At 49.9% G+C, this 17,699-nt stretch carries 17 protein-coding genes, 1 tRNA gene and 2 pseudogenes; 9 read left to right on the top strand and 11 right to left on the bottom strand.

Annotation, left to right across the window (positions count from 1 at the left end; genetic code table 11):
* Positions 1–69: 69 nt before the first annotated feature.
* The 4 genes from purK to ppiB form a co-directional block, all read right to left on the bottom strand.
* A complete protein-coding gene (gene purK / locus ACF8OF_RS09620; RefSeq protein WP_392496441.1) occupies positions 70–1,140 on the bottom strand; it encodes a 5-(carboxyamino)imidazole ribonucleotide synthase in 1,071 nt (356 codons plus the stop codon).
* Positions 1,140–1,664, bottom strand: coding sequence for a 5-(carboxyamino)imidazole ribonucleotide mutase (gene purE / locus ACF8OF_RS09615; RefSeq protein ID WP_108656327.1), 525 nt, complete (start codon positions 1,662–1,664; stop codon positions 1,140–1,142). The genes purK and purE overlap by 1 nt, the downstream gene beginning before the upstream one ends.
* A gap of 148 nt (positions 1,665–1,812) precedes the next feature.
* Positions 1,813–2,535: a UDP-2,3-diacylglucosamine diphosphatase gene (locus ACF8OF_RS09610; protein ID WP_279798865.1), complete on the bottom strand. Its 723-nt coding sequence runs from the start codon at positions 2,533–2,535 to the stop codon at positions 1,813–1,815.
* Positions 2,536–2,537: 2 nt separating this feature from the next.
* Positions 2,538–3,032 (bottom strand): peptidylprolyl isomerase B, encoded by a 495-nt coding sequence (ppiB, locus tag ACF8OF_RS09605; protein WP_262861580.1) that lies wholly within the window; start codon positions 3,030–3,032, stop codon positions 2,538–2,540.
* A 273-nt stretch (positions 3,033–3,305) separates the two neighbouring features.
* Between ppiB and cysS the strand changes: the two genes are divergently transcribed.
* Positions 3,306–4,694 carry a cysteine--tRNA ligase gene (cysS, locus tag ACF8OF_RS09600; RefSeq protein WP_262861579.1) on the top strand — a complete coding sequence of 463 codons (1,389 nt, stop codon included), beginning with the start codon at positions 3,306–3,308 and terminating at the stop codon, positions 4,692–4,694.
* A 175-nt stretch (positions 4,695–4,869) separates the two neighbouring features.
* Positions 4,870–5,259 carry a cytochrome b562 gene (cybC, locus tag ACF8OF_RS09595; RefSeq protein WP_279798869.1) on the top strand — a complete coding sequence of 130 codons (390 nt, stop codon included), beginning with the start codon at positions 4,870–4,872 and terminating at the stop codon, positions 5,257–5,259.
* Between the two features lie 81 nt (positions 5,260–5,340).
* On the opposite strand, the gene cybB is transcribed toward cybC, so the two are convergent.
* The 3 genes from cybB to folD form a co-directional block, all read right to left on the bottom strand.
* Entirely contained in the window at positions 5,341–5,874 is a 534-nt protein-coding gene (cybB, locus tag ACF8OF_RS09590; protein ID WP_045138014.1) for a cytochrome b561, read from the bottom strand.
* Positions 5,875–5,942: 68 nt separating this feature from the next.
* Positions 5,943–6,155 carry a ribosome-associated protein YbcJ gene (ybcJ, locus tag ACF8OF_RS09585; RefSeq protein WP_186724879.1) on the bottom strand — a complete coding sequence of 71 codons (213 nt, stop codon included), beginning with the start codon at positions 6,153–6,155 and terminating at the stop codon, positions 5,943–5,945.
* Between the two features lie 2 nt (positions 6,156–6,157).
* Entirely contained in the window at positions 6,158–7,021 is an 864-nt protein-coding gene (folD, locus tag ACF8OF_RS09580) for a bifunctional methylenetetrahydrofolate dehydrogenase/methenyltetrahydrofolate cyclohydrolase FolD (protein ID WP_025151667.1), read from the bottom strand.
* 192 nt (positions 7,022–7,213) lie between these two features.
* Here folD and ACF8OF_RS09575 point away from each other — a divergent pair.
* The 7 genes and pseudogenes from ACF8OF_RS09575 (at position 7,214) to ACF8OF_RS09545 (ending at position 12,159) form a co-directional block, all read left to right on the top strand.
* Positions 7,214–7,290 (top strand) — tRNA-Arg (locus tag ACF8OF_RS09575).
* A gap of 343 nt (positions 7,291–7,633) precedes the next feature.
* A pseudogene (locus tag ACF8OF_RS09570) lies at positions 7,634–8,119 on the top strand (Tar ligand binding domain-containing protein); the annotation flags it as partial.
* Positions 8,120–8,299: 180 nt separating this feature from the next.
* A pseudogene (locus ACF8OF_RS09565) lies at positions 8,300–9,170 on the top strand (methyl-accepting chemotaxis protein); the annotation flags it as partial.
* A gap of 284 nt (positions 9,171–9,454) precedes the next feature.
* Positions 9,455–9,550 (top strand): DUF1240 domain-containing protein, encoded by a 96-nt coding sequence (locus ACF8OF_RS09560; RefSeq protein WP_392496616.1) that lies wholly within the window; start codon positions 9,455–9,457, stop codon positions 9,548–9,550.
* 304 nt (positions 9,551–9,854) lie between these two features.
* A complete protein-coding gene (locus ACF8OF_RS09555; protein WP_262883202.1) occupies positions 9,855–10,217 on the top strand; it encodes a DUF1622 domain-containing protein in 363 nt (120 codons plus the stop codon).
* A gap of 142 nt (positions 10,218–10,359) precedes the next feature.
* Positions 10,360–11,058: a TetR/AcrR family transcriptional regulator gene (locus tag ACF8OF_RS09550; RefSeq protein ID WP_262863958.1), complete on the top strand. Its 699-nt coding sequence runs from the start codon at positions 10,360–10,362 to the stop codon at positions 11,056–11,058.
* Positions 11,059–11,175: 117 nt separating this feature from the next.
* Complete coding sequence (locus tag ACF8OF_RS09545; RefSeq protein ID WP_025151648.1) at positions 11,176–12,159, top strand: MDR family oxidoreductase; 984 nt, start codon at positions 11,176–11,178, stop codon at positions 12,157–12,159.
* Positions 12,160–12,315: 156 nt separating this feature from the next.
* Here the strand turns inward: ACF8OF_RS09545 and ACF8OF_RS09540 are convergent, their stop codons facing one another.
* Genes ACF8OF_RS09540 through ACF8OF_RS09525 form a run of 4 tightly spaced genes read right to left on the bottom strand, consistent with a single transcriptional unit; the run spans position 12,316 to position 17,684 of the window.
* Positions 12,316–13,065: a molecular chaperone gene (locus ACF8OF_RS09540; protein WP_392496436.1), complete on the bottom strand. Its 750-nt coding sequence runs from the start codon at positions 13,063–13,065 to the stop codon at positions 12,316–12,318.
* A 9-nt stretch (positions 13,066–13,074) separates the two neighbouring features.
* Entirely contained in the window at positions 13,075–14,409 is a 1,335-nt protein-coding gene (locus ACF8OF_RS09535) for a fimbrial protein (protein ID WP_392496435.1), read from the bottom strand.
* A 16-nt stretch (positions 14,410–14,425) separates the two neighbouring features.
* Complete coding sequence (locus tag ACF8OF_RS09530) at positions 14,426–16,954, bottom strand: fimbria/pilus outer membrane usher protein (RefSeq protein WP_392496434.1); 2,529 nt, start codon at positions 16,952–16,954, stop codon at positions 14,426–14,428.
* Between the two features lie 22 nt (positions 16,955–16,976).
* Complete coding sequence (locus ACF8OF_RS09525; RefSeq protein ID WP_392496432.1) at positions 16,977–17,684, bottom strand: molecular chaperone; 708 nt, start codon at positions 17,682–17,684, stop codon at positions 16,977–16,979.
* Between the last annotated feature and the right edge of the window lie 15 nt (positions 17,685–17,699).

The following is a 17,699-nucleotide window of genomic DNA, read 5'->3' as shown; positions in this document are numbered from 1 at the left end:
TAAAAAGCAACATGCCCGGCTGAACACCGGGCATCAGAATGGGACTATTGTCGCCGGAAACCGTACCGACTACCAGCTTAATATTGTTTTTGCCCAGTCCGCAGAGGACTGATATTCCGCCGGTAAATCCTGTGCCAGCCCGCCGAGTGCGGCGATAAGCTGCGCCGGATCGGGATGCGTCAGGTTAATGTGGCCGACCTTACGCGCCGGGCGCACCTCTTTATCATACCAGTGCAGATGCGCCAGCGGTTGTGCCAGCCACTGTGTATTCAGTTCCGTGCCGATAATATTCACCATTACCGCCGGGGCGGTGACAACCGGCTGCGGCAGCGGCAGATCCAGAATCGCCCGCAGATGCAGCTCAAACTGACTGACAGACGCACCGTTTTGTGTCCAGTGACCGCTGTTATGCACACGCGGTGCCAGTTCGTTAATCAGCAGGCCGCCTTCTGTGACAAAACACTCCATTGCCATCACACCGGTATAATCCAGCTCAGTGAGGATCGCCCCCAGCATCTGCTCAGCCTGTGCCTGAAGCGGGTTTTGTGCCGGCGGGAAGGCCACGCTCATGCGCAGAATACCTTCTTCGTGATGGTTATGGGTCAGCGGATAAAACACACATTCCCCGGCGCGGTTACGGGCGCCGACCAGCGACACTTCACCGGAAAACAGAATACCTTTCTCGGCAATACATTCGCCGTAAATTTCCGGCGGCAGAGAAGCTTCATCACCGGGACGCACCCGCCATTGACCGCGTCCGTCATAGCCGCCGGTACGGCGTTTGACGATGACAAAGTCCCCGAGACGGGTAAAAATGTCCGGCCATTCATCAGGAGACGACAGCGGCTGCCACGGTGAGGTGGCGAGATGCAGAGTGTCCATCAGCTGTTTCTGCGGCAGGCGGTCGGCCAGACGCGGAAAGATATCGCGGTTGATAAAGGCGGGATGCTGCTCCAGCACCTGTGTCAGCGCGGTCTGCGGCCACTGCTCGATTTCAGCGGTGATCACACTGTGCTGATAAGGAACGGCTTCCGGTTCGGCATCCAACCCGACCGGATAAACCGAAATACCCAGCGGCTCACCGGCCTGGCGCAGCATCCGGCCCAGCTGACCGTTTCCCAGAACACACACCGGCTTCATCAGTTGGCCTCCCGCGGATCCGGGTGGCTGAGGACATCATCAGTCTGTGCATTACGCCAGTCTGTCAGGCGGGTCAGCAGAGCCTCATCATGCAGGGCGAGGATCTGTGCGGCGAGCAGGGCGGCATTGGCGGCACCGGCTTTGCCGATGGCCAGCGTGCCGACCGGAATGCCTTTCGGCATCTGCACAATGGAATAGAGACTGTCAACACCGCTGAGCGCGGCGCTCTGTACCGGCACACCCAGTACCGGCACGAGGGTTTTCGCCGCCAGCATTCCCGGCAGATGTGCAGCACCACCGGCACCGGCAATGATCACATCAAACCCGTTCTGTTTTGCGGTTTCAGCGAAAGAAAACAGTTTGTCCGGCGTGCGGTGCGCGGAAACCACTTCTGTGTGATAAGGCACCTGAAGCATATCGAGGATCGCAGCGGCGTGCTCCATGGTGCTCCAGTCACTTTTGGATCCCATAACAATAGCCACTTTGGCTGCCGGTGAGTGTTGTTGCGAAGAGGCGGCGTTCATGTTTTCGGTGCTCCTGTACATCCCGCGTCACGAAAATTGACAGACGTCCGGCAGTGAGCCGGTTAAGAAGACGGGCATAATATCACGGTAAATCACGAAGGAAAACGTTTGCGTCACGGATTTTTCACAAATACGGGGAGATAACGGCTCAGAACGGAAAGAAGATCAGTGAAATGCTGTCCGGGGTGATTTTAAAGGCAGAACCCTGTGAGTGCCACGCGCCGAGGACACCGCGAAAATGCGTTTCGCCGTCAGCGGAAACATCATGAACCGCAGGACGGTGGGTGTGACCGTGGATCATCCAGCGGGTCCGGTACTGACGGAATGCGTTCATCACTTCGTTCTGATTCACATCCATAATCGCTTCGCTTTTGCGCTGATTGGCAGACTGACTGCCTGCGCGCATTTTTTTCGCGATTTTCAGGCGCAGCGACAACGGCAGCCACAGAAACAGGCGCTGGATCCACGGCGTGTGAACACGCCGGCGGTAGTGCTGGTAGTCTGTGTCATCCGTGCAGAGGGTATCACCGTGCAGGATCAGGATCTGATGCCCTTCGGCTTCAATCACCTGTGTGTCCGGCAGCAGGGTCATTCCGCACTGACGGGCATAGCGTTTGCCCAGCAGAAAGTCACGGTTACCGCAGATAAAGAAGATCTTCACGCCGCTGTCACTGAGGGATTTCAGCGCATCAGCCACGGTTTTATGCAGCGGGTTCGGGTCATCATCACCAATCCAGTAATCAAAAAAATCACCGAGAATATAGAGCTGTGAGGCATGAACCGCCTGTTCCCGCAGAAAACGAAGAAAGCCGGCGGTGATCGCCGGCTCCTGCTCATTTAAATGCAAATCTGCAATAATAAGCGTGGTCATACTTACTCAGAAACAGTCACGCTTTCGATGATGACATCTTCGCGCGGCACATCCTGGTGCATACCGCTGTTGCCGGTTTTGACCGCTTTGATTTTGTCCACAACATCCATACCGTCAACCACTTCAGCAAACACGCAGTAGCCCCAGCCACTTGGTGTTTCTGAACGGAAGTTCAGGTAGTCGTTATCAACCACGTTGATGAAAAACTGTGCAGTGGCGGAATGCGGATCGTTGGTACGGGCCATCGCCAGGGTGCCGCGGTTGTTTTTCAGACCGTTGTTGGCTTCGTTTTTGATCATACCGAGAGTCGGTTTCTGCTTCATGCCCGGTTCAAAACCGCCGCCCTGGACCATGAAATCATTGATAACACGATGGAAAATGGTGTTATTGTAGAAACCGTCTTCACAATATTTCAGGAAGTTTGCGACCGTTTCCGGTGCTTTGTCCGCGAACGTCTTAATGACGATATCACCATGATTTGTATGAAAAGTTACCATAATAATTTCCTGCTGCTTATATTTTAAAGGCAATAATCTGCCGTTTTTATCTCCGGGGTGTGTTATATCATACTCACTAATCTGCGTCAGTATTTGTTATAATCACCGGGTTTTACAGGGTCTTTCTTGCATTTGCAGGGTATTCGCGTTTCAATAACCTGACCTGTCTCAGATTATGATCCCCGCAGACAGATATAAAAAATAAAGTATTTATTATCAATTAATTAACAGAAGTCACCATCAACACGTACAGACTTTTAATGGAATAGTCCTATGCTGAAAATTTATAACACCTTATCAAGACAAAAAGAGGAATTTAAGCCCATTAACCCCGGTAAAATCGGGATGTACGTGTGTGGTATCACTGTTTACGACCTGTGTCATATCGGACACGGGCGGACATTTGTCGCGTTTGACACCATCGTGCGCTATCTGCGTCACGCCGGGTATGAAGTGAACTATATCCGCAACATCACGGATGTGGACGACAAAATCATCAGACGGGCGAATGAAAATAACGAAACCTGTGATCAGCTGGTGGATCGCATGGTGGCAGAGATGCACCGCGATTTCGATGCCATGAACCTGATGCGCCCGGATTCAGAGCCGCGCGCCACACATCATATCAAAGAGATTATTGAGATCACGCAGTTATTGCTCGATCGCGGTCATGCCTATGTGGCGGATAACGGGGATGTGATGTTTGATATCAGCAGCGATCCTGAATACGGCCTGCTGTCACGTCAGGATTTGGAACAGCTTCAGGCCGGTGCCCGTGTCGAGGTGGCGGATGTGAAACGCAACCCGATGGATTTCGTGCTGTGGAAAATGTCCAAACCGGGTGAGCCGTCCTGGGAATCACCATGGGGCGCAGGCCGTCCGGGCTGGCATATCGAGTGTTCCGCGATGAACAGCAAACAGCTGGGCACGCATTTTGATATTCACGGCGGCGGTTCTGACCTGATGTTCCCGCATCATGAAAACGAAATTGCGCAGTCCACCTGTGCCCACGACGGCCCGTATGTCAATTACTGGATGCACTCCGGGATGGTGATGGTCGATAAAGAGAAGATGTCAAAATCCCTCAATAACTTCTTCACCATCCGTGACGTGCTGGGTTATTACGACCCGGAAACGGTGCGTTACTTCCTGCTGTCCGCACATTACCGCAGCCAGCTCAACTACACGGAAGAGAACCTGAAACAGGCGCGTACTGCACTGGAACGTTTCTATACCGCACTGCGCGGCACAGATAAAGACGCGGCAGTCGTGGTGAATGAGGAATTCGCAAACCGTTTCCGCGATGCGATGGATGATGATTTCAACACGCCGGAAGCGTATTCTGTACTGTTTGATATGGCGCGTGAACTGAACCGTCTGAAACAGGAAGATATGACCGCAGCAAACGGCCTGGCGGCACAGCTTCGCCAGCTGGCGGGTGTGCTGGGGCTGCTGACTCAGGATCCGGAGCAGTTCCTGCAAAGCGGAGCACAGAGCGAAAGTGATGAAGATGCAGCGAAAATTGAAGCACTGATCAAACAGCGCAATGATGCCCGCGCCTCAAAAGCGTGGGCGCTGGCAGATGCAGCCCGTGATGCTTTAACCGATATGGGTATTGTGCTGGAAGATGGCCCGCAGGGTACCACCTGGCGCCGTAAGTAATCATGATTACATTCTGACTGAAAAGCCCGGCATTATTCACTGCCGGGCTTTTTTATATCACTTTATTTTTACCGGGCAGGCACAACAGCCGGTTATCCGCTATTCTGTTACAGCACCTGCTTTATTGTGTGATGTCTTTGTCGTACTTTTATATTAAAAATAAAGGAAGCATCTGATGAGTAAAAATATGTTAGCTATGCTGGTGGCATCTGTCTGTGCATTCGGCACCATGACGGCATCTGCCGCCGGATTGTCAGATAATATGAAAACGCTGAACGCGAATCTGCAGATCGTTGAAAAAACAGATGACGCGGCAGCGCTGAAAACTGCACTGACCGACATGCGTGCTGCGGCACAGAGTGCCAAAGGCGAGTTACCGGCAAAACTGAAAGGTAAAGCGGCGGACAGCGCAGAAGTGAAGGATTACCATCACGGTTATGATGTTCTGACCGGACAAATTGATGAAGCACTGAAACTGACGGAAGAAGGTAAAATTCCGGAAGCGAAAGCCATGGCTGAACAATTGAAAGCCACCCGTGGTGAATACCACAAAAAATACCGTTAACAGCGAATATAAATACCGTTTTTCCGTATTAAAAACGCCCGGTCATCATTGCCGGGCGTTTTGTTATTCAGCGGCTGATAATCAGTCCCGTTTGCGCGGCATCATGCGCAGCAGGGTATTATCTTTCCAGAAGTAGTGATGTGCCAGTGCGGCAGCAGCATGCAGGCCGATAATAAAATAACCGGTATTGGCAATGATCTCATGAATATTCTGTATGCTGTACGCGAGATCTTCATCCGGTGCGGCGGAGACCGGCATCGGAATACCGAATAATGACCAGTCATAACCATTCAGATATTTAATACTGAAACCGAGTACCGGTAACAGAATGAATATCACAAAGATTATCAGATGCACCAGATGGGATAAGCCGGTTATCATCGGTGACGGTTTGGGAATAATAGCCGGTGCGCGGTGCTTTATTCTGACCGCCAGCCGGACAATCATCAGTATACCGACGGCAATTCCGCAACTGTAATGCAGCCCGGACAACATACTTCTCAGTGGTTCGTCAGCGTTATCCCGTAACAGGGCGCTGACATAAACGACAATCACAAGCAGGAAAATAAACCAGTGCAGGGCAATCTGCACCGGCTGAAATTTTTGTGTTTTCATTTTTTGCGGCTCTTATTATACGGATAAAAAAACCAGAGGCAGTGCTCTGGTTTATTCGCAGATTACGATTATTCAGCCACTTTTACCTGCTGACCGGCAAATTCCACCACTTTACCGGCGGTAATTTTGCAGCGCTTGCGGGTTTCTGTTTCACCGTCAACAGTCACCTGACCATCAGCGATAAATTGTTTGGCGGCAGCACCGCTGTCGGCCCAGCCCTGAATTTTGAGCAGATCACACAGTTCGACATGCGGGTGCCCGTCGAGATTAAAAATATCCATGGTTATTCGTCCTTATCGTGAAATTCTTCGCAGGCCTGTAAGGTATTCTGAATCAGTGTGGCAACGGTCATCGGCCCGACGCCGCCCGGTACCGGGGTTATCCACTCCGCGCGTTCAGCCGCTTCGGCAAAATTCACATCACCGACCACTTTGCCGTTTTCCAGGCGGTTAATACCGACATCAATCACAATCGCGCCGGGTTTGATCCACTCACCCGGAATAAAGCCGGGTTTCCCGACCGCCACAATCAGCAGATCCGCATGTTCAACATGGTGACGCAGATTGGTGGTAAAACGGTGAGTGACCGTTGTGGTACAACCGGCCAGCAGCAGTTCCAGACTCATCGGACGGCCGACAATATTGGATGCACCGACAATCACCGCATTCAGACCAAACGTATTGATATTGCAGCGCTCAAGCAGCGTGACAATACCGCGTGGTGTGCAGGGGCGCAGATTCGGCGCACGCTGGCACAGGCGGCCGATATTATAAGGATGAAAACCGTCGACGTCTTTATCCGGATGAATACGCTCAATGACTTTGACATTATCAATACCGGCAGGCAGCGGAAGCTGAACGAGGATCCCGTCGATAGTATTATCATTATTCAGTTCATCAATGAGATGGAGGAGTTCGGCTTCGCTGGTGGTATCGGGGAGGTCATAAGAGCGTGAAATAAATCCGACTTCTTCACAGGAACGGCGTTTGCTGGCGACATAAATCTGAGATGCGGGGTTCTCACCGACCAGGATGACGGCGAGACCGGGAGCCCGTTTTCCGTTAGCAATCCGCTGCTGAACTTTTGCGGCAACTTCGGCCCGGATGGTCGACGCAATCGTTTTCCCGTCTATAATTTTTGCTGACATCGTGTAAAAATCCATAAAACAGATAAAAGATGGGCACTATTCTGTCAGAACATTTTCCGTCTGTCAGTTATGTTTTATTAAGGTGTCAGAAAGTCACTGACGAAGATAACTGATTTTCTGATTGACTCGCCGCGCTTCAGCCGTATAATCCACGGTGCATCAAGCAGTTAACCCGCTGTTTTTTTCCTCAGCGCGCCCTTAGCTCAGCTGGATAGAGCAACGGCCTTCTAAGCCGTAGGTCACAGGTTCGAATCCTGTAGGGCGTACCATATAAAACAATAAGTTATATGTCCCGGAAAGAAAACCCGCCAGAAAACGGGTTAAGTAACGGGTGTGGTTAGTCTTTTTATTTTTCACTCCTGACTTAATCCTCATAAACAGGTTCAGACCATCCCAAAAAAGTCCCGCCTTTCGTTTTCCTCTGAAAGAGACGACGACGTCAGTGTTCATCATCAACTTACTCACAAACAGACAAATTGCGAGTCTCAATAACAAAAAAGAAACAATAACCCGATAATAATGAAACGAAAATGAGTTGTTATTGATACATGAAAATAACATATTCATGGTAAAATTATTGCATCATGTAATACCAACAAAGAATATCTCCCCATGTTTAATCGAATTAAAATATCCGCGTCTTTTCTTTTTATCTTGTTATTGTTCTTCGTAATTCAGATAGTAAGTATCTCTCTGACGATTACTTATGCAGAAAAAAATCACTCAAGCGACATTGCTGATAGTATCAATACAAAAAATGCAGCAGATGCAGATGATGTTATATATAGGTTACGAAAAGCCGGGTACTTTATTCAAAAGGCAGCAAATGAAATTTCCTCAGGTAAAGGTGGCGCGCCTTCGGATAGTTTAAGTGCTGCAGTAAAGGAAATAGATAAATCCGGGGAAATCTGGAGCTCATTTATTGAGCAGCCCGCTGAATTTATAAGTAGCAATGACCTGATAAAATTAAATGAATCATTTAATAAATACCGGGATGAATTAAATAATTCTATTAAACTTTTAAAGGGGAATGACGTTACTGCATTTAGTGAGAATAACTTAACGTCTATCGCCCGGGATTTTGACAGAAGCTATGATGTATACCAGGATGGATATATAAATTCATATGAAAAAACCATTCAGGATTCATATGATGACTACAACAAAACAATATATATATCCATGGCTATCATTTTAACGTCATTATTATTAATCATACTTTCTTGGGTTTACATTAAAAAAGTCATTATTTCTCCATTGAATAATGTTGTTGATAATATTCAGGATATAGCCAAAGGAAATCTGTCAAAAAATATTACTATTTCAGGTGCTAATGAAATAATGATACTCGCGGAAACATTGTGCCATATGCAGCATGAACTGGCGGTCACCGTCGGTGATGTCCGTGATGGTGCCAATGCCATTTACAGCGGTGCCAGTGAGATCTCGGCCGGTAATAACGACCTTTCTTCACGGACCGAGCAACAGGCTGCGTCTCTTGAAGAAACCGCCGCCAGTATGGAGGAACTGACCGCCACCGTGCGTCAGAATGCCGATAATGCTCGTCAGGCCAGTCATCTGGCGCTGACTGCCTCCGAGACCGCAGAACGTGGCGGGAAAGTGGTGGATGATGTTGTGGAGACCATGCGTGGTATCGGCGACAGCTCGAAGAAAATCGCCGATATCATCAGTGTGATTGACGGTATCGCCTTCCAGACCAACATTCTGGCGCTGAATGCCGCCGTGGAAGCTGCCCGTGCCGGTGAACAGGGCCGCGGGTTTGCGGTTGTCGCCGGTGAAGTGCGTAATCTGGCCCAGCGCAGTGCGCAGGCCGCCCGGGAAATCAAAACCCTGATCGAAGATTCGGTCGGCAGAGTCGATACCGGTGCGATACTGGTTGAGCGCGCCGGTGAGACGATGAATGAAATTGTCAGCGCCGTCACCCGCGTCACCGATATTATGAGTGAGATAGCGTCCGCCTCGGATGAACAAAGCCGCGGGATTGACCAGATTGGTGTGGCGGTGACAGAAATGGACCGGGTGACCCAGCAGAATGCCGCGTTAGTTGAGCAGTCAGCAGCGGCAGCTGCGTCACTGGAAGAGCAGGCTGGCAGACTGACTCAGGCGGTATCTGTTTTTCACATACAGGCAGGAGAAGTGAAGAGTAACGTTAAAAGCAGTACCGTGGTACCGCTACAGCAGCCCGATATAAAAAAACTGAAAAATAATGACGAGGATGATTGGGAAACATTTTAATTAACATGCCGACATAAAAAACAGAATTACCGTATCACTACAACATTGTACCACTTTTATTTGCCCATGTTTCATGGGCTTTTAAAAACAAATAGTTAGCCGTCCGGGCACTATCAAAAATAAAAGTACGGGTGTTTTAATGGGTGTCTTTATCTTTTTTGTGACTCAGCCCATCTTATCTATCTTCTCGATAATGGATATGAAACATGCGGGAAGATTTCGTGGATGTCACCCACCACCTATGTAAAAAATTTATCACTTTGTGACAGGTAAAATAACGGGTTTTAATACCCGCTGATAATAAGATCATACCGAAGACGCCTTACATGGGCGTTTTCGGACACTTTAAGAAGCCCGTAAAAGCGGGCTGAATAGTGGCTAATACAAATAGTAAATCTTAAAAAACCGTAACCATTATTGCGTTAAGAAGAAAAATCCCTGTTTAATTAAACAGAGCTTGTGTTGCAGCAGACAGATGAAACACAATAAACGCAGATTCATTCATCGTGCTGCGTTGTTATGGGCTAAATGAATATTTATTATATCAGTGCGTTAAAATGCATTTAAGGGGTACGCAATGTGGGATCTGATTTTTTTACGTGAGCTGTTAATCTCAGGTGTTAGCTATCTGCAGCTTTTTCTTGAAGCGATATCCGTCATTTGCGTCGCGACAGGGCTTGTTAAAACGCTGTATATTTTAATTACGGTAAAAAATGGCAGAGTTGCTCGTTTTTATTTCGGTAACTGGCTGGCAATGGCTCTGGAATTTCAGCTTGCAGCGGATATTTTGCTTACTACCGTTGACCCTGATTTAGACAGCCTCATTAAGCTGGCAATTATCGCCGTAATCAGAACGTTCTTAAACTACTTTCTTGCCAAAGAGCTGGAGCACAATTCTTCAGGTGAGGAATCAAACGGTAAGGCAAGTAAACATCAATAAATAACAACGCTCACGTTTGAGCGTTGTACCGTTGTGGTTATCGCAACAAACGGAAGGGATGACAGATAAGCCAGCCCGGGGGCTCAGATCGCGGAACCTCATTACAGAAATAAGTACCGGTCAATCACGGCATAAAAAAGACATGGCATTTACCAGACAACCGGTCTATATTATTCCGCATGACAGAGGTAAAGACGCAATGACATCAGTAATCACTAAACCGAAACGGGGACGACCGCCGAAAAATCATGATGCGGGTGCGGATGTAAAAAAAATGCTGATCCGCAGCGGTATGGAGATGTTTACCGAAAAAGGGTATATGACCTCGGATATTAACGGGATCCTGAAAAAAGTCGGTGTGCCGAAGGGCTCTTTTTACTATTACTTTGACAGTAAAGAGCAGTTTGGTCTGGAAATCATGCGTAATTATGACGGCTATTTTTCCCGCCTGCTGGATAAATGTTTGTCTGATACCACGCTGCCGCCGCCGGAAAGACTGCGGGCATTTTATCTGACCGCCAAAGCCGGGATGGAAAAATACCACTGGCAGCGCGGCTGTCTGGTGGGGAATCTCGGTCAGGAAGTGGCCAGCCTGCCGGCGGGGTATTGTGAAATACTCGATGAAATTATTACCGGCTGGCAGAAGAAAGTGGAAATCTGCCTTCTGGAGGCACAGAAACAGCAGCTTATTTCCGGTAAAACAGATTGCAGGCAAATGGCGGCTTTTTTCTGGATGGGCTGGGAAGGGGCGGTAATGCGTGCCAAACTGACCCGCAACAGTGAGCCGCTGGATCTGTTTATCACGGTTTTTATGGCACAAATACGGGCGGATAAAGACTGAGATAGTGTTACAGAATAATTTATTAAATATCGCCGTTGTTAACATCCCGGTGTGTATTTAATAAATTTTTTTACAATTAACCAGACAACTGGTCTATATTCATAAAAGGATAACACCATGTTTAACTGCATTCTGATTGAAAATACTGACGGCTATACCGCAAAGCTGGCTCAGCTCGATGAATCACAGCTGCCGGATCACAATGTGACTGTGCAGATTGACTACTCCACGCTGAACTATAAAGATGGCCTGGCAATTACCGGTAAAAGCCCGGTTGTGCGCAGTTTCCCGATGATCCCGGGCATTGATTTTGCCGGTACCGTGACCGAAAGCAGCTCTGAGCATTATAAAGCGGGTGACAAAGTACTGCTCAACGGCTGGAGTGTCGGTGAAAAATACTGGGGCGGACTGTCTCAGGTAGCAAAAGTGAAAGACAGCTGGCTGACGCCGTTACCTGCAGGGATGAGTACAAAGCAGGCGATGATGATCGGTACCGCCGGTTATACGGCAATGCTGGCGGTTCAGGCCCTGCTGAAACAGGGGATCACCAAAGAATCCGGTAAAGTACTGGTGACCGGAGCCAGCGGCGGCGTGGGCAGCTTCGCGGTTTCTCTGCTGTCAAAATTAGGTTTTGAGGTTATCGCTTCCACAGGCCGTACTGCCGATACTGCGTATCTGATTGATACGCTGGGGGCATCTGAAATTATGGATCGCAATGAGTTATCTGTGCCGGGCAAACCGCTGACCAAAGAGCGCTGGGCGGCGGCGATTGACAGTGTGGGCAGCCACACACTGGCCGGTGTCTGTGCCGGTACTCAGTATGGCGGTGTTGTGGCGGCCTGCGGCCTGGCACAGGGTATGGATTTTAACGGGACTGTTGCACCATTTATCCTCAGAGGTGTGAGCCTGATCGGTATTGACAGTGTGATGCGTCCGCAGGCAGATCGTGTGGCGGCATGGAAACAGCTGGCTGAACTGACTGATCCGGCACAGCTGGAAACCATCAGCCGGGTGATCCCGTTAAATGAAGCCATTCCGGCAGCGCACAGTTTGCTGAACGGCGAAATCCGCGGTCGTGTGGTTGTTGATGTGAATAATTAATATTGTGTGACCCGCAATATCCGTAAAAGGACAGACGGCAGAATCCTTCTGCCGTCTGTCCGGCTTACAAAGTCAGCACTATTAAGTGCTCTTACATACTACTCATAATCACTTATCAGCGAAAGATGTATTATTGCTGCCATTCATACCGCATAGCTATCGTTCACGGGATAGTGTCAGCGATTGTCCGTTATCATCAATAAACACCGCTTCAGTTTTATATGTTCCTGCTGTGATGCCGGAAGCGCCATCGATGAGATAGGTTTTTTCCCCGAACGGGGCAATCATCATGTCCGGCATGGCGGTTGCCGGGTAGCGCCGGTTCCCGTCCGTCAGTGACAGCGAGGATAATGACAAATAATAAGGTGACGGGTTGCGGGCAGTGACCGCGATCCTGCCATCTGCCTCCCGGTAAGAGAAGGTGAGTGTTTCAAGCCGCTTGCGCAGCGGGGCGGTTAATCCGGCGGGACGATAAAAAATCTTCATCTGAGTATTCATTGCCATCAGCACTTTATTTTTATCACTGTCCGCTGTTTTAACAGCCGGATTTTCATATAAATTCAGCCAGAAGACGGATTCACGATCAGACGGCAGCGGCGTGCCGTTATAAATTATTTCAAGGTTGCTGCGTGACTGCGGATCGGCGGTAAAAATGGCCGGAAGTGCCACAAACGGGTATTTGTCCTCTCCCGGAACGCCGCTGTTTTCGCCGTTATCCACCCAGACCTGAACCAGTACCGGATAATCATTGGTATTGGCGAGCAGCAGGGTTTTCCGCGCCTGGCCTTCCTGAAAAATCACCCGGGTTGATGATGCCAGCATACCGGCGACCGCCGCAGAAGTGGTGAACAGCAGCAGTGCCGCCAGAATCAGGGCACGACAGGGAACAGAAGAGTATCGTTTCATGTTGCTCCGTTACTGAACTTTAATCAGCACATAGGCTTTGGCATCGACATTACCGGGCTGTGCCTGTTGCCCCGGCAGGCGGGTCAGCGTTGCGGTCAGCCGGATCAGATAACTGGTGTAGCCTGTGGCGGATGAACCGGCGGATGACGCGCCGGACAGTACCGGAAACCATCCGGCCTGATTGGCGGTATTCGCCGAACACGGCGTGGAACCGTTGCATCCGTTCCAGCCGACAAACGGCATCTGTTGTCCGGTGACGGCATTACTGAGCCGGATCCCGGTACCGGTTGCCACGGACGGTACTGTACCATAACCATCGGACAGTAAATATTCCACACCACCGGCGCTGTTCACCAGCCCGAGCTGTTGTGCTTTGCTGTAAGCTTCCTGTGATGTCTGTAATCCGACGGATGTCTGGGCTGTACCCACGCCGGACACCACGGCATTATCGCACTCCACGGTGATATCAAAGGCGCTGCTGACGGTCTGCCCGGCATTAAGCTGCCCGGCGGAAATGCGCGGCAGCTGCACCAGCGGCGTGACATTGCGGGCGGCACAGGTGGCATTATGGGAATACGAGGAAACCGGTGAGCCGTTCATCCCGATTGACATCCACCAGACATAATTAAATCCCTCATAATGATAGGCGGAATCAGTGCCTTCTTTCGGATAGACATAGCCGGTCGGTCCCTCGAAAATGACATAGGCGTTCGGCTGGGTGCAGCGGTAAGTGGAGGTACCGGTTGTTGGTGCCATGCCGCTGCCGCAGTATGCACTGGCCGCGCCGGAGCGGGGCGGAAGTGTGCTGACTTTGATTAAATCCACTTTCAGGGCACTGATATCCCGCACGCGGATCTGAATTTTTCCGTTTGCGGTGGTTGCATAGGTGGTGATCGGGGTTCTCTGCCAGTAGCGGGTAAATACCTGACCGGAATTCATATGGGTAAAACGGATGGCAGTATACGGAAACCATGTGGCGTAATAGTTTTCATAACCATCGGTTTTGCCGATATCAAAAAATCCGCCGTGACGATCATCACCATTGGTGGCGAATAATTCAAAGATACTGCCTTTATCTGCGGCGTCACACTCGTACAGTACTTCATCCGGATCGGGAAATAACGGGGATTGTGTCCAGCTGGTGACCGAAGAAGCGAGAACCGTTCCGACCGGCTGGAGGTACGTGCTGGTCATATTGATATTACCCAGCCCGGTGCCCAGCCCGGAGACATCCGCGCCAGTCTGTTTTTTAGTGATCCGCACACATCTGGCATCCGCACTGACACTGTAAAATGCCGTTAATGTGATGAAGGAAATAAGTAACGTTTTGATTATTCTGGTCATAAAAGAGTTTCCGCAGTTACTGACACGGCAGTGCCATTGAAACCAGAGGCACCGGTTTATCATCCGGCAGCCGGTAAGTGGTACTGCAGGTATTGCCGGGACCATCACCCCATACAATCCGCAGTTTTCCTTCCGGTTTATCGGCCCGGAAATAGAGCTGATTAGCCTGGCCGGTCATCCCGAGTACCTGATCATTTTCATTCAGTACCTGGCTGCCCATCGGAATGGCTTTTCCGCCGGCATACAGCAGAGTGATTAACACCGGCTGACCGGCATTCGTATCATATTTTATCCGCAGCATCGCACCACTGTAGGGCGCGACTTTCTGTTCCGGACGGCTGATTTCAGCCTGCGTATCAATCCCTTCGCTGCTCAGCATCACAGCGTTGTACTGATACGGGATCAGAGACGGCACCAGCGCATAGCCGCTACTGCTGACGGTTCCGCCACTGACCACTTTCGCCCCCTGAGCGCCTTTTGCCTCGACAATGGCAAAGGTATCACTGAGATAAGGCCCGGCGGTAAGTCCGCCGCGGTGTAAGACCAGCGATCCCTGAGCACCGGCGGACGCCTGCCGGTAGTCCGGCGCTTTGGCGGCACTGACGCGCAGATTGGTCACCGGCAGTTGAGTCTGCAGAGAGCCGGAGATTGTTCCCTGACTCAGCCGGTCATCTGAAATATAGCTCAGTCCGTAACTGATCGGCTGGGATTCTGTTCCGGTCAGGCCGGAAAGGTTAGTCTGATAATCATTCCGTCCCTGAGTGTGATTAGCCGAGAATGAAATATTCGGCGAATAGCGCTGTTCCCCCAGCGGCATACTGATCCCGAGGGAGACGAAATTCTGACTTTTCCCGCTGCGCACACTGCTGTCCGGCTGCAAACCGTCAGCCGCTGAGGCGTTGGTCATCCTGGCAACAGAAAGATTGACCGCCACCCGGTTATCAAAAATTTTGCTCCAGGAGAGTTGCAGCTGGTCATTTTTTTCGCCGGAATTATGGTAATTTTCCCGTGATGCGGACAATCCCAGATTTCCGTACTGGTTAAGATTCTGGCTCAGGGTGATATCAAAACGGGAACGCTGGCGCAGAATACGGAAGTCTGTCTCTGATACCGTGTCCCCGGCGAAATAATCCGCGCTCAGTTTGTCATTCAGAGTCCGGAAACCATTGGTGGAATAATGATAGCTGGACAGGGTGACCGAGGTATCTGTCGGCTGAAATGTCTTGCTGTAGGAGGCATGAAAACGCCAGCCGGTTTCGGTGGTGCCGGGTAATTTTGCATTGGACAGTGTGGCGTTAATGCTGAACGCCCCGAAACGGTTGGTATGCACGCCACCCAGAAGTATGGCCTGATAGCCTTTCGCCACCTGACCGGCCGCATTCAGGGTGACCTGGTTTGTCAGGCCGTGCTGAATCACTACTTCGCTGAAATTGTCATTACTGCCGGTAAACCGGGTTTTCCCTGCTGTCACCGAGTATTTTGTGCTGCCGGGCCGGACGGACTCCGGTACCGCGGAAAAGGGCACAATAAAACTGTTTACGCTGCCATCCGCCTCTGTCACTTCCACCCGCAGGTCACCGGCGTAGTTTGTGGAATACAGATCGTTTATTTCAAACGGGCCGGGAGCAACGGTGACAGAATAAATCTGCTGATTTCCCTGCCAGACAGTGACTTTGGCGTTACTGTTGGCGATCCCCTGAATACGGGGGGCATATCCGCGTTCATTATTCGGCAGCATCCGCTCATCGGTACTCAGACTGACACCTTTAAATCCCATACCGGATAAAAAATTACCGGAGGTGAAGCCTTCGCCGATTAATAATTTACTGCCGATCTCATAAAGCGCGCGCTGGATATAACGGCGGCTGGTGTTCCATTTTCCGCCGGTGCTGTCAGACCAGTTATACTGGCTTTCCTGACGGAAACTCCATAATCCCAGATTAAATCCGCCATTCAGGCTCAGGTAGGTGGAATTCATGTCACGGGTGCGGCTGTCGGTATAACTGACGTGATACTGGTTGGCGTTATAGTTGGCGAATAACATGGTTTCGCCGCTGTCCAGACTTTCCTGCGGGATCCGTTTCTGCCGGTTACCGGAAAGCATGGCCTGCGGGATTGTCAGGTTCAGTTTCAGTTCTGCATTATTAAAGCGGCTGGTGATATTTTTCCCGATCGCTGCCGGGAAATAACATTCGGTATCCCCGGAAAGTGCGGGTTCCTCTTTCAGTCCGGTTAAACGGATTTGTTCCGGTGTCAGACAAGCCGAGATTTTCCCGTCCTGATCGTCTTTAAATGTGACGGGTATCTGTGCAATAAACTGGTCATTGATCAGAAGATCAACTTTATACACACCGGGCGGAACGGCATTACGGGTATTAAATGTCTGCAGGGCACTGTTGGTCAGGGTGTTCCCGCGTATCAGTGACGGGTCAAAATAATAATCGTCATTATCTTCTGCCCGCGCGGTACTTATACCACTGAGGCAACAGCTCAGAAGTATCAGCGTTATTCTGTTACGGGCAAAAAAGGGGATAATGTTTTTCATATTATTATCGTGCCTGTCGTTATCAGTTCAGGGTAACTGAGCGCGTTTTTTCGGCACCATAGTCATTAATAACACCCAGGGTCAGGGTGACGTTCCCGCTCTGATAACCGGCAGGTAAGGCCCATTGCGCTGAGGAAAAGGGGGCTATCATTGAGGTATTATCAATCTGCCCTTGTTTATTTCCGGCAGATAATGCGGCAGAGGAAACGCTGGCATAAAAAGGTGTCGGGTTGCGGACATCAAGCGTGCTGCCCTGGCGGCGGAATTCAAGTTTGTTGATCACGTCACCGGCGTCATTCCCGATTTTTGCCGGGCGGTAAAATAATTTCATACGGTTAGTAACGACGATCATCAATTTATTTTTTTCGGCATCTTCTTTTTTGACGGAAGGAATACTCAGATAATTAAAGTAAAATACACTCTCACGATCATCAGGTAATTTACCGCCGGTATAGGTCAGTTTGACATTTTGCTTACTGCTGTCAGCAATATTAAAAATAGCCGGTACGGCGACAAACGGGCCATCGGCATTATCCGGTGATGATTTTGGATTATTAATATCTGTCCAGATCTGAACCAATGACGGTGTATCATTGTCATTTGAAAATACCAGCGTTTTATCCCGGCTGTTTTCATTGTAAATAATCCGGTTTCCCAGCATCGTGACACTGGCAGTAGCATGAAACGCAGTGAGAAGGCTTAATATAATAAATAATGAATATTTTTTCATTGTATAACCTTACAG

This window comes from Morganella sp. TYF_1, assembly GCF_043105645.1.
GTDB lineage: Bacteria > Pseudomonadota > Gammaproteobacteria > Enterobacterales > Enterobacteriaceae > Morganella > Morganella morganii_B.
This window is presented reverse-complemented; position numbering and strand designations above follow the sequence as displayed.

What these genes read in the sequence shown, in the direction of transcription:
- ACF8OF_RS09555 (WP_262883202.1), top strand. Translation starts at nt 9,855, where the DNA reads ATGTGGGATCTGATTTTTTTACGTGAGCTGTTAATCTCAGGTGTTAGC.
- purK (WP_392496441.1), bottom strand. Translation starts at nt 1,140, where the DNA reads ATGAAGCCGGTGTGTGTTCTGGGAAACGGTCAGCTGGGCCGGATGCTG.
- folD (WP_025151667.1), bottom strand. Translation starts at nt 7,021, where the DNA reads ATGTCAGCAAAAATTATAGACGGGAAAACGATTGCGTCGACCATCCGG.
- cysS (WP_262861579.1), top strand. Translation starts at nt 3,306, where the DNA reads ATGCTGAAAATTTATAACACCTTATCAAGACAAAAAGAGGAATTTAAG.
- purE (WP_108656327.1), bottom strand. Translation starts at nt 1,664, where the DNA reads ATGAACGCCGCCTCTTCGCAACAACACTCACCGGCAGCCAAAGTGGCT.
- ACF8OF_RS09535 (WP_392496435.1), bottom strand. Translation starts at nt 14,409, where the DNA reads ATGACCAGAATAATCAAAACGTTACTTATTTCCTTCATCACATTAACG.
- ACF8OF_RS09545 (WP_025151648.1), top strand. Translation starts at nt 11,176, where the DNA reads ATGTTTAACTGCATTCTGATTGAAAATACTGACGGCTATACCGCAAAG.
- cybC (WP_279798869.1), top strand. Translation starts at nt 4,870, where the DNA reads ATGAGTAAAAATATGTTAGCTATGCTGGTGGCATCTGTCTGTGCATTC.
- ybcJ (WP_186724879.1), bottom strand. Translation starts at nt 6,155, where the DNA reads ATGGATATTTTTAATCTCGACGGGCACCCGCATGTCGAACTGTGTGAT.
- ACF8OF_RS09530 (WP_392496434.1), bottom strand. Translation starts at nt 16,954, where the DNA reads ATGAAAAACATTATCCCCTTTTTTGCCCGTAACAGAATAACGCTGATA.
- ACF8OF_RS09610 (WP_279798865.1), bottom strand. Translation starts at nt 2,535, where the DNA reads ATGACCACGCTTATTATTGCAGATTTGCATTTAAATGAGCAGGAGCCG.
- ppiB (WP_262861580.1), bottom strand. Translation starts at nt 3,032, where the DNA reads ATGGTAACTTTTCATACAAATCATGGTGATATCGTCATTAAGACGTTC.
- ACF8OF_RS09540 (WP_392496436.1), bottom strand. Translation starts at nt 13,065, where the DNA reads ATGAAACGATACTCTTCTGTTCCCTGTCGTGCCCTGATTCTGGCGGCA.
- ACF8OF_RS09525 (WP_392496432.1), bottom strand. Translation starts at nt 17,684, where the DNA reads ATGAAAAAATATTCATTATTTATTATATTAAGCCTTCTCACTGCGTTT.
- cybB (WP_045138014.1), bottom strand. Translation starts at nt 5,874, where the DNA reads ATGAAAACACAAAAATTTCAGCCGGTGCAGATTGCCCTGCACTGGTTT.
- ACF8OF_RS09550 (WP_262863958.1), top strand. Translation starts at nt 10,360, where the DNA reads ATGGCATTTACCAGACAACCGGTCTATATTATTCCGCATGACAGAGGT.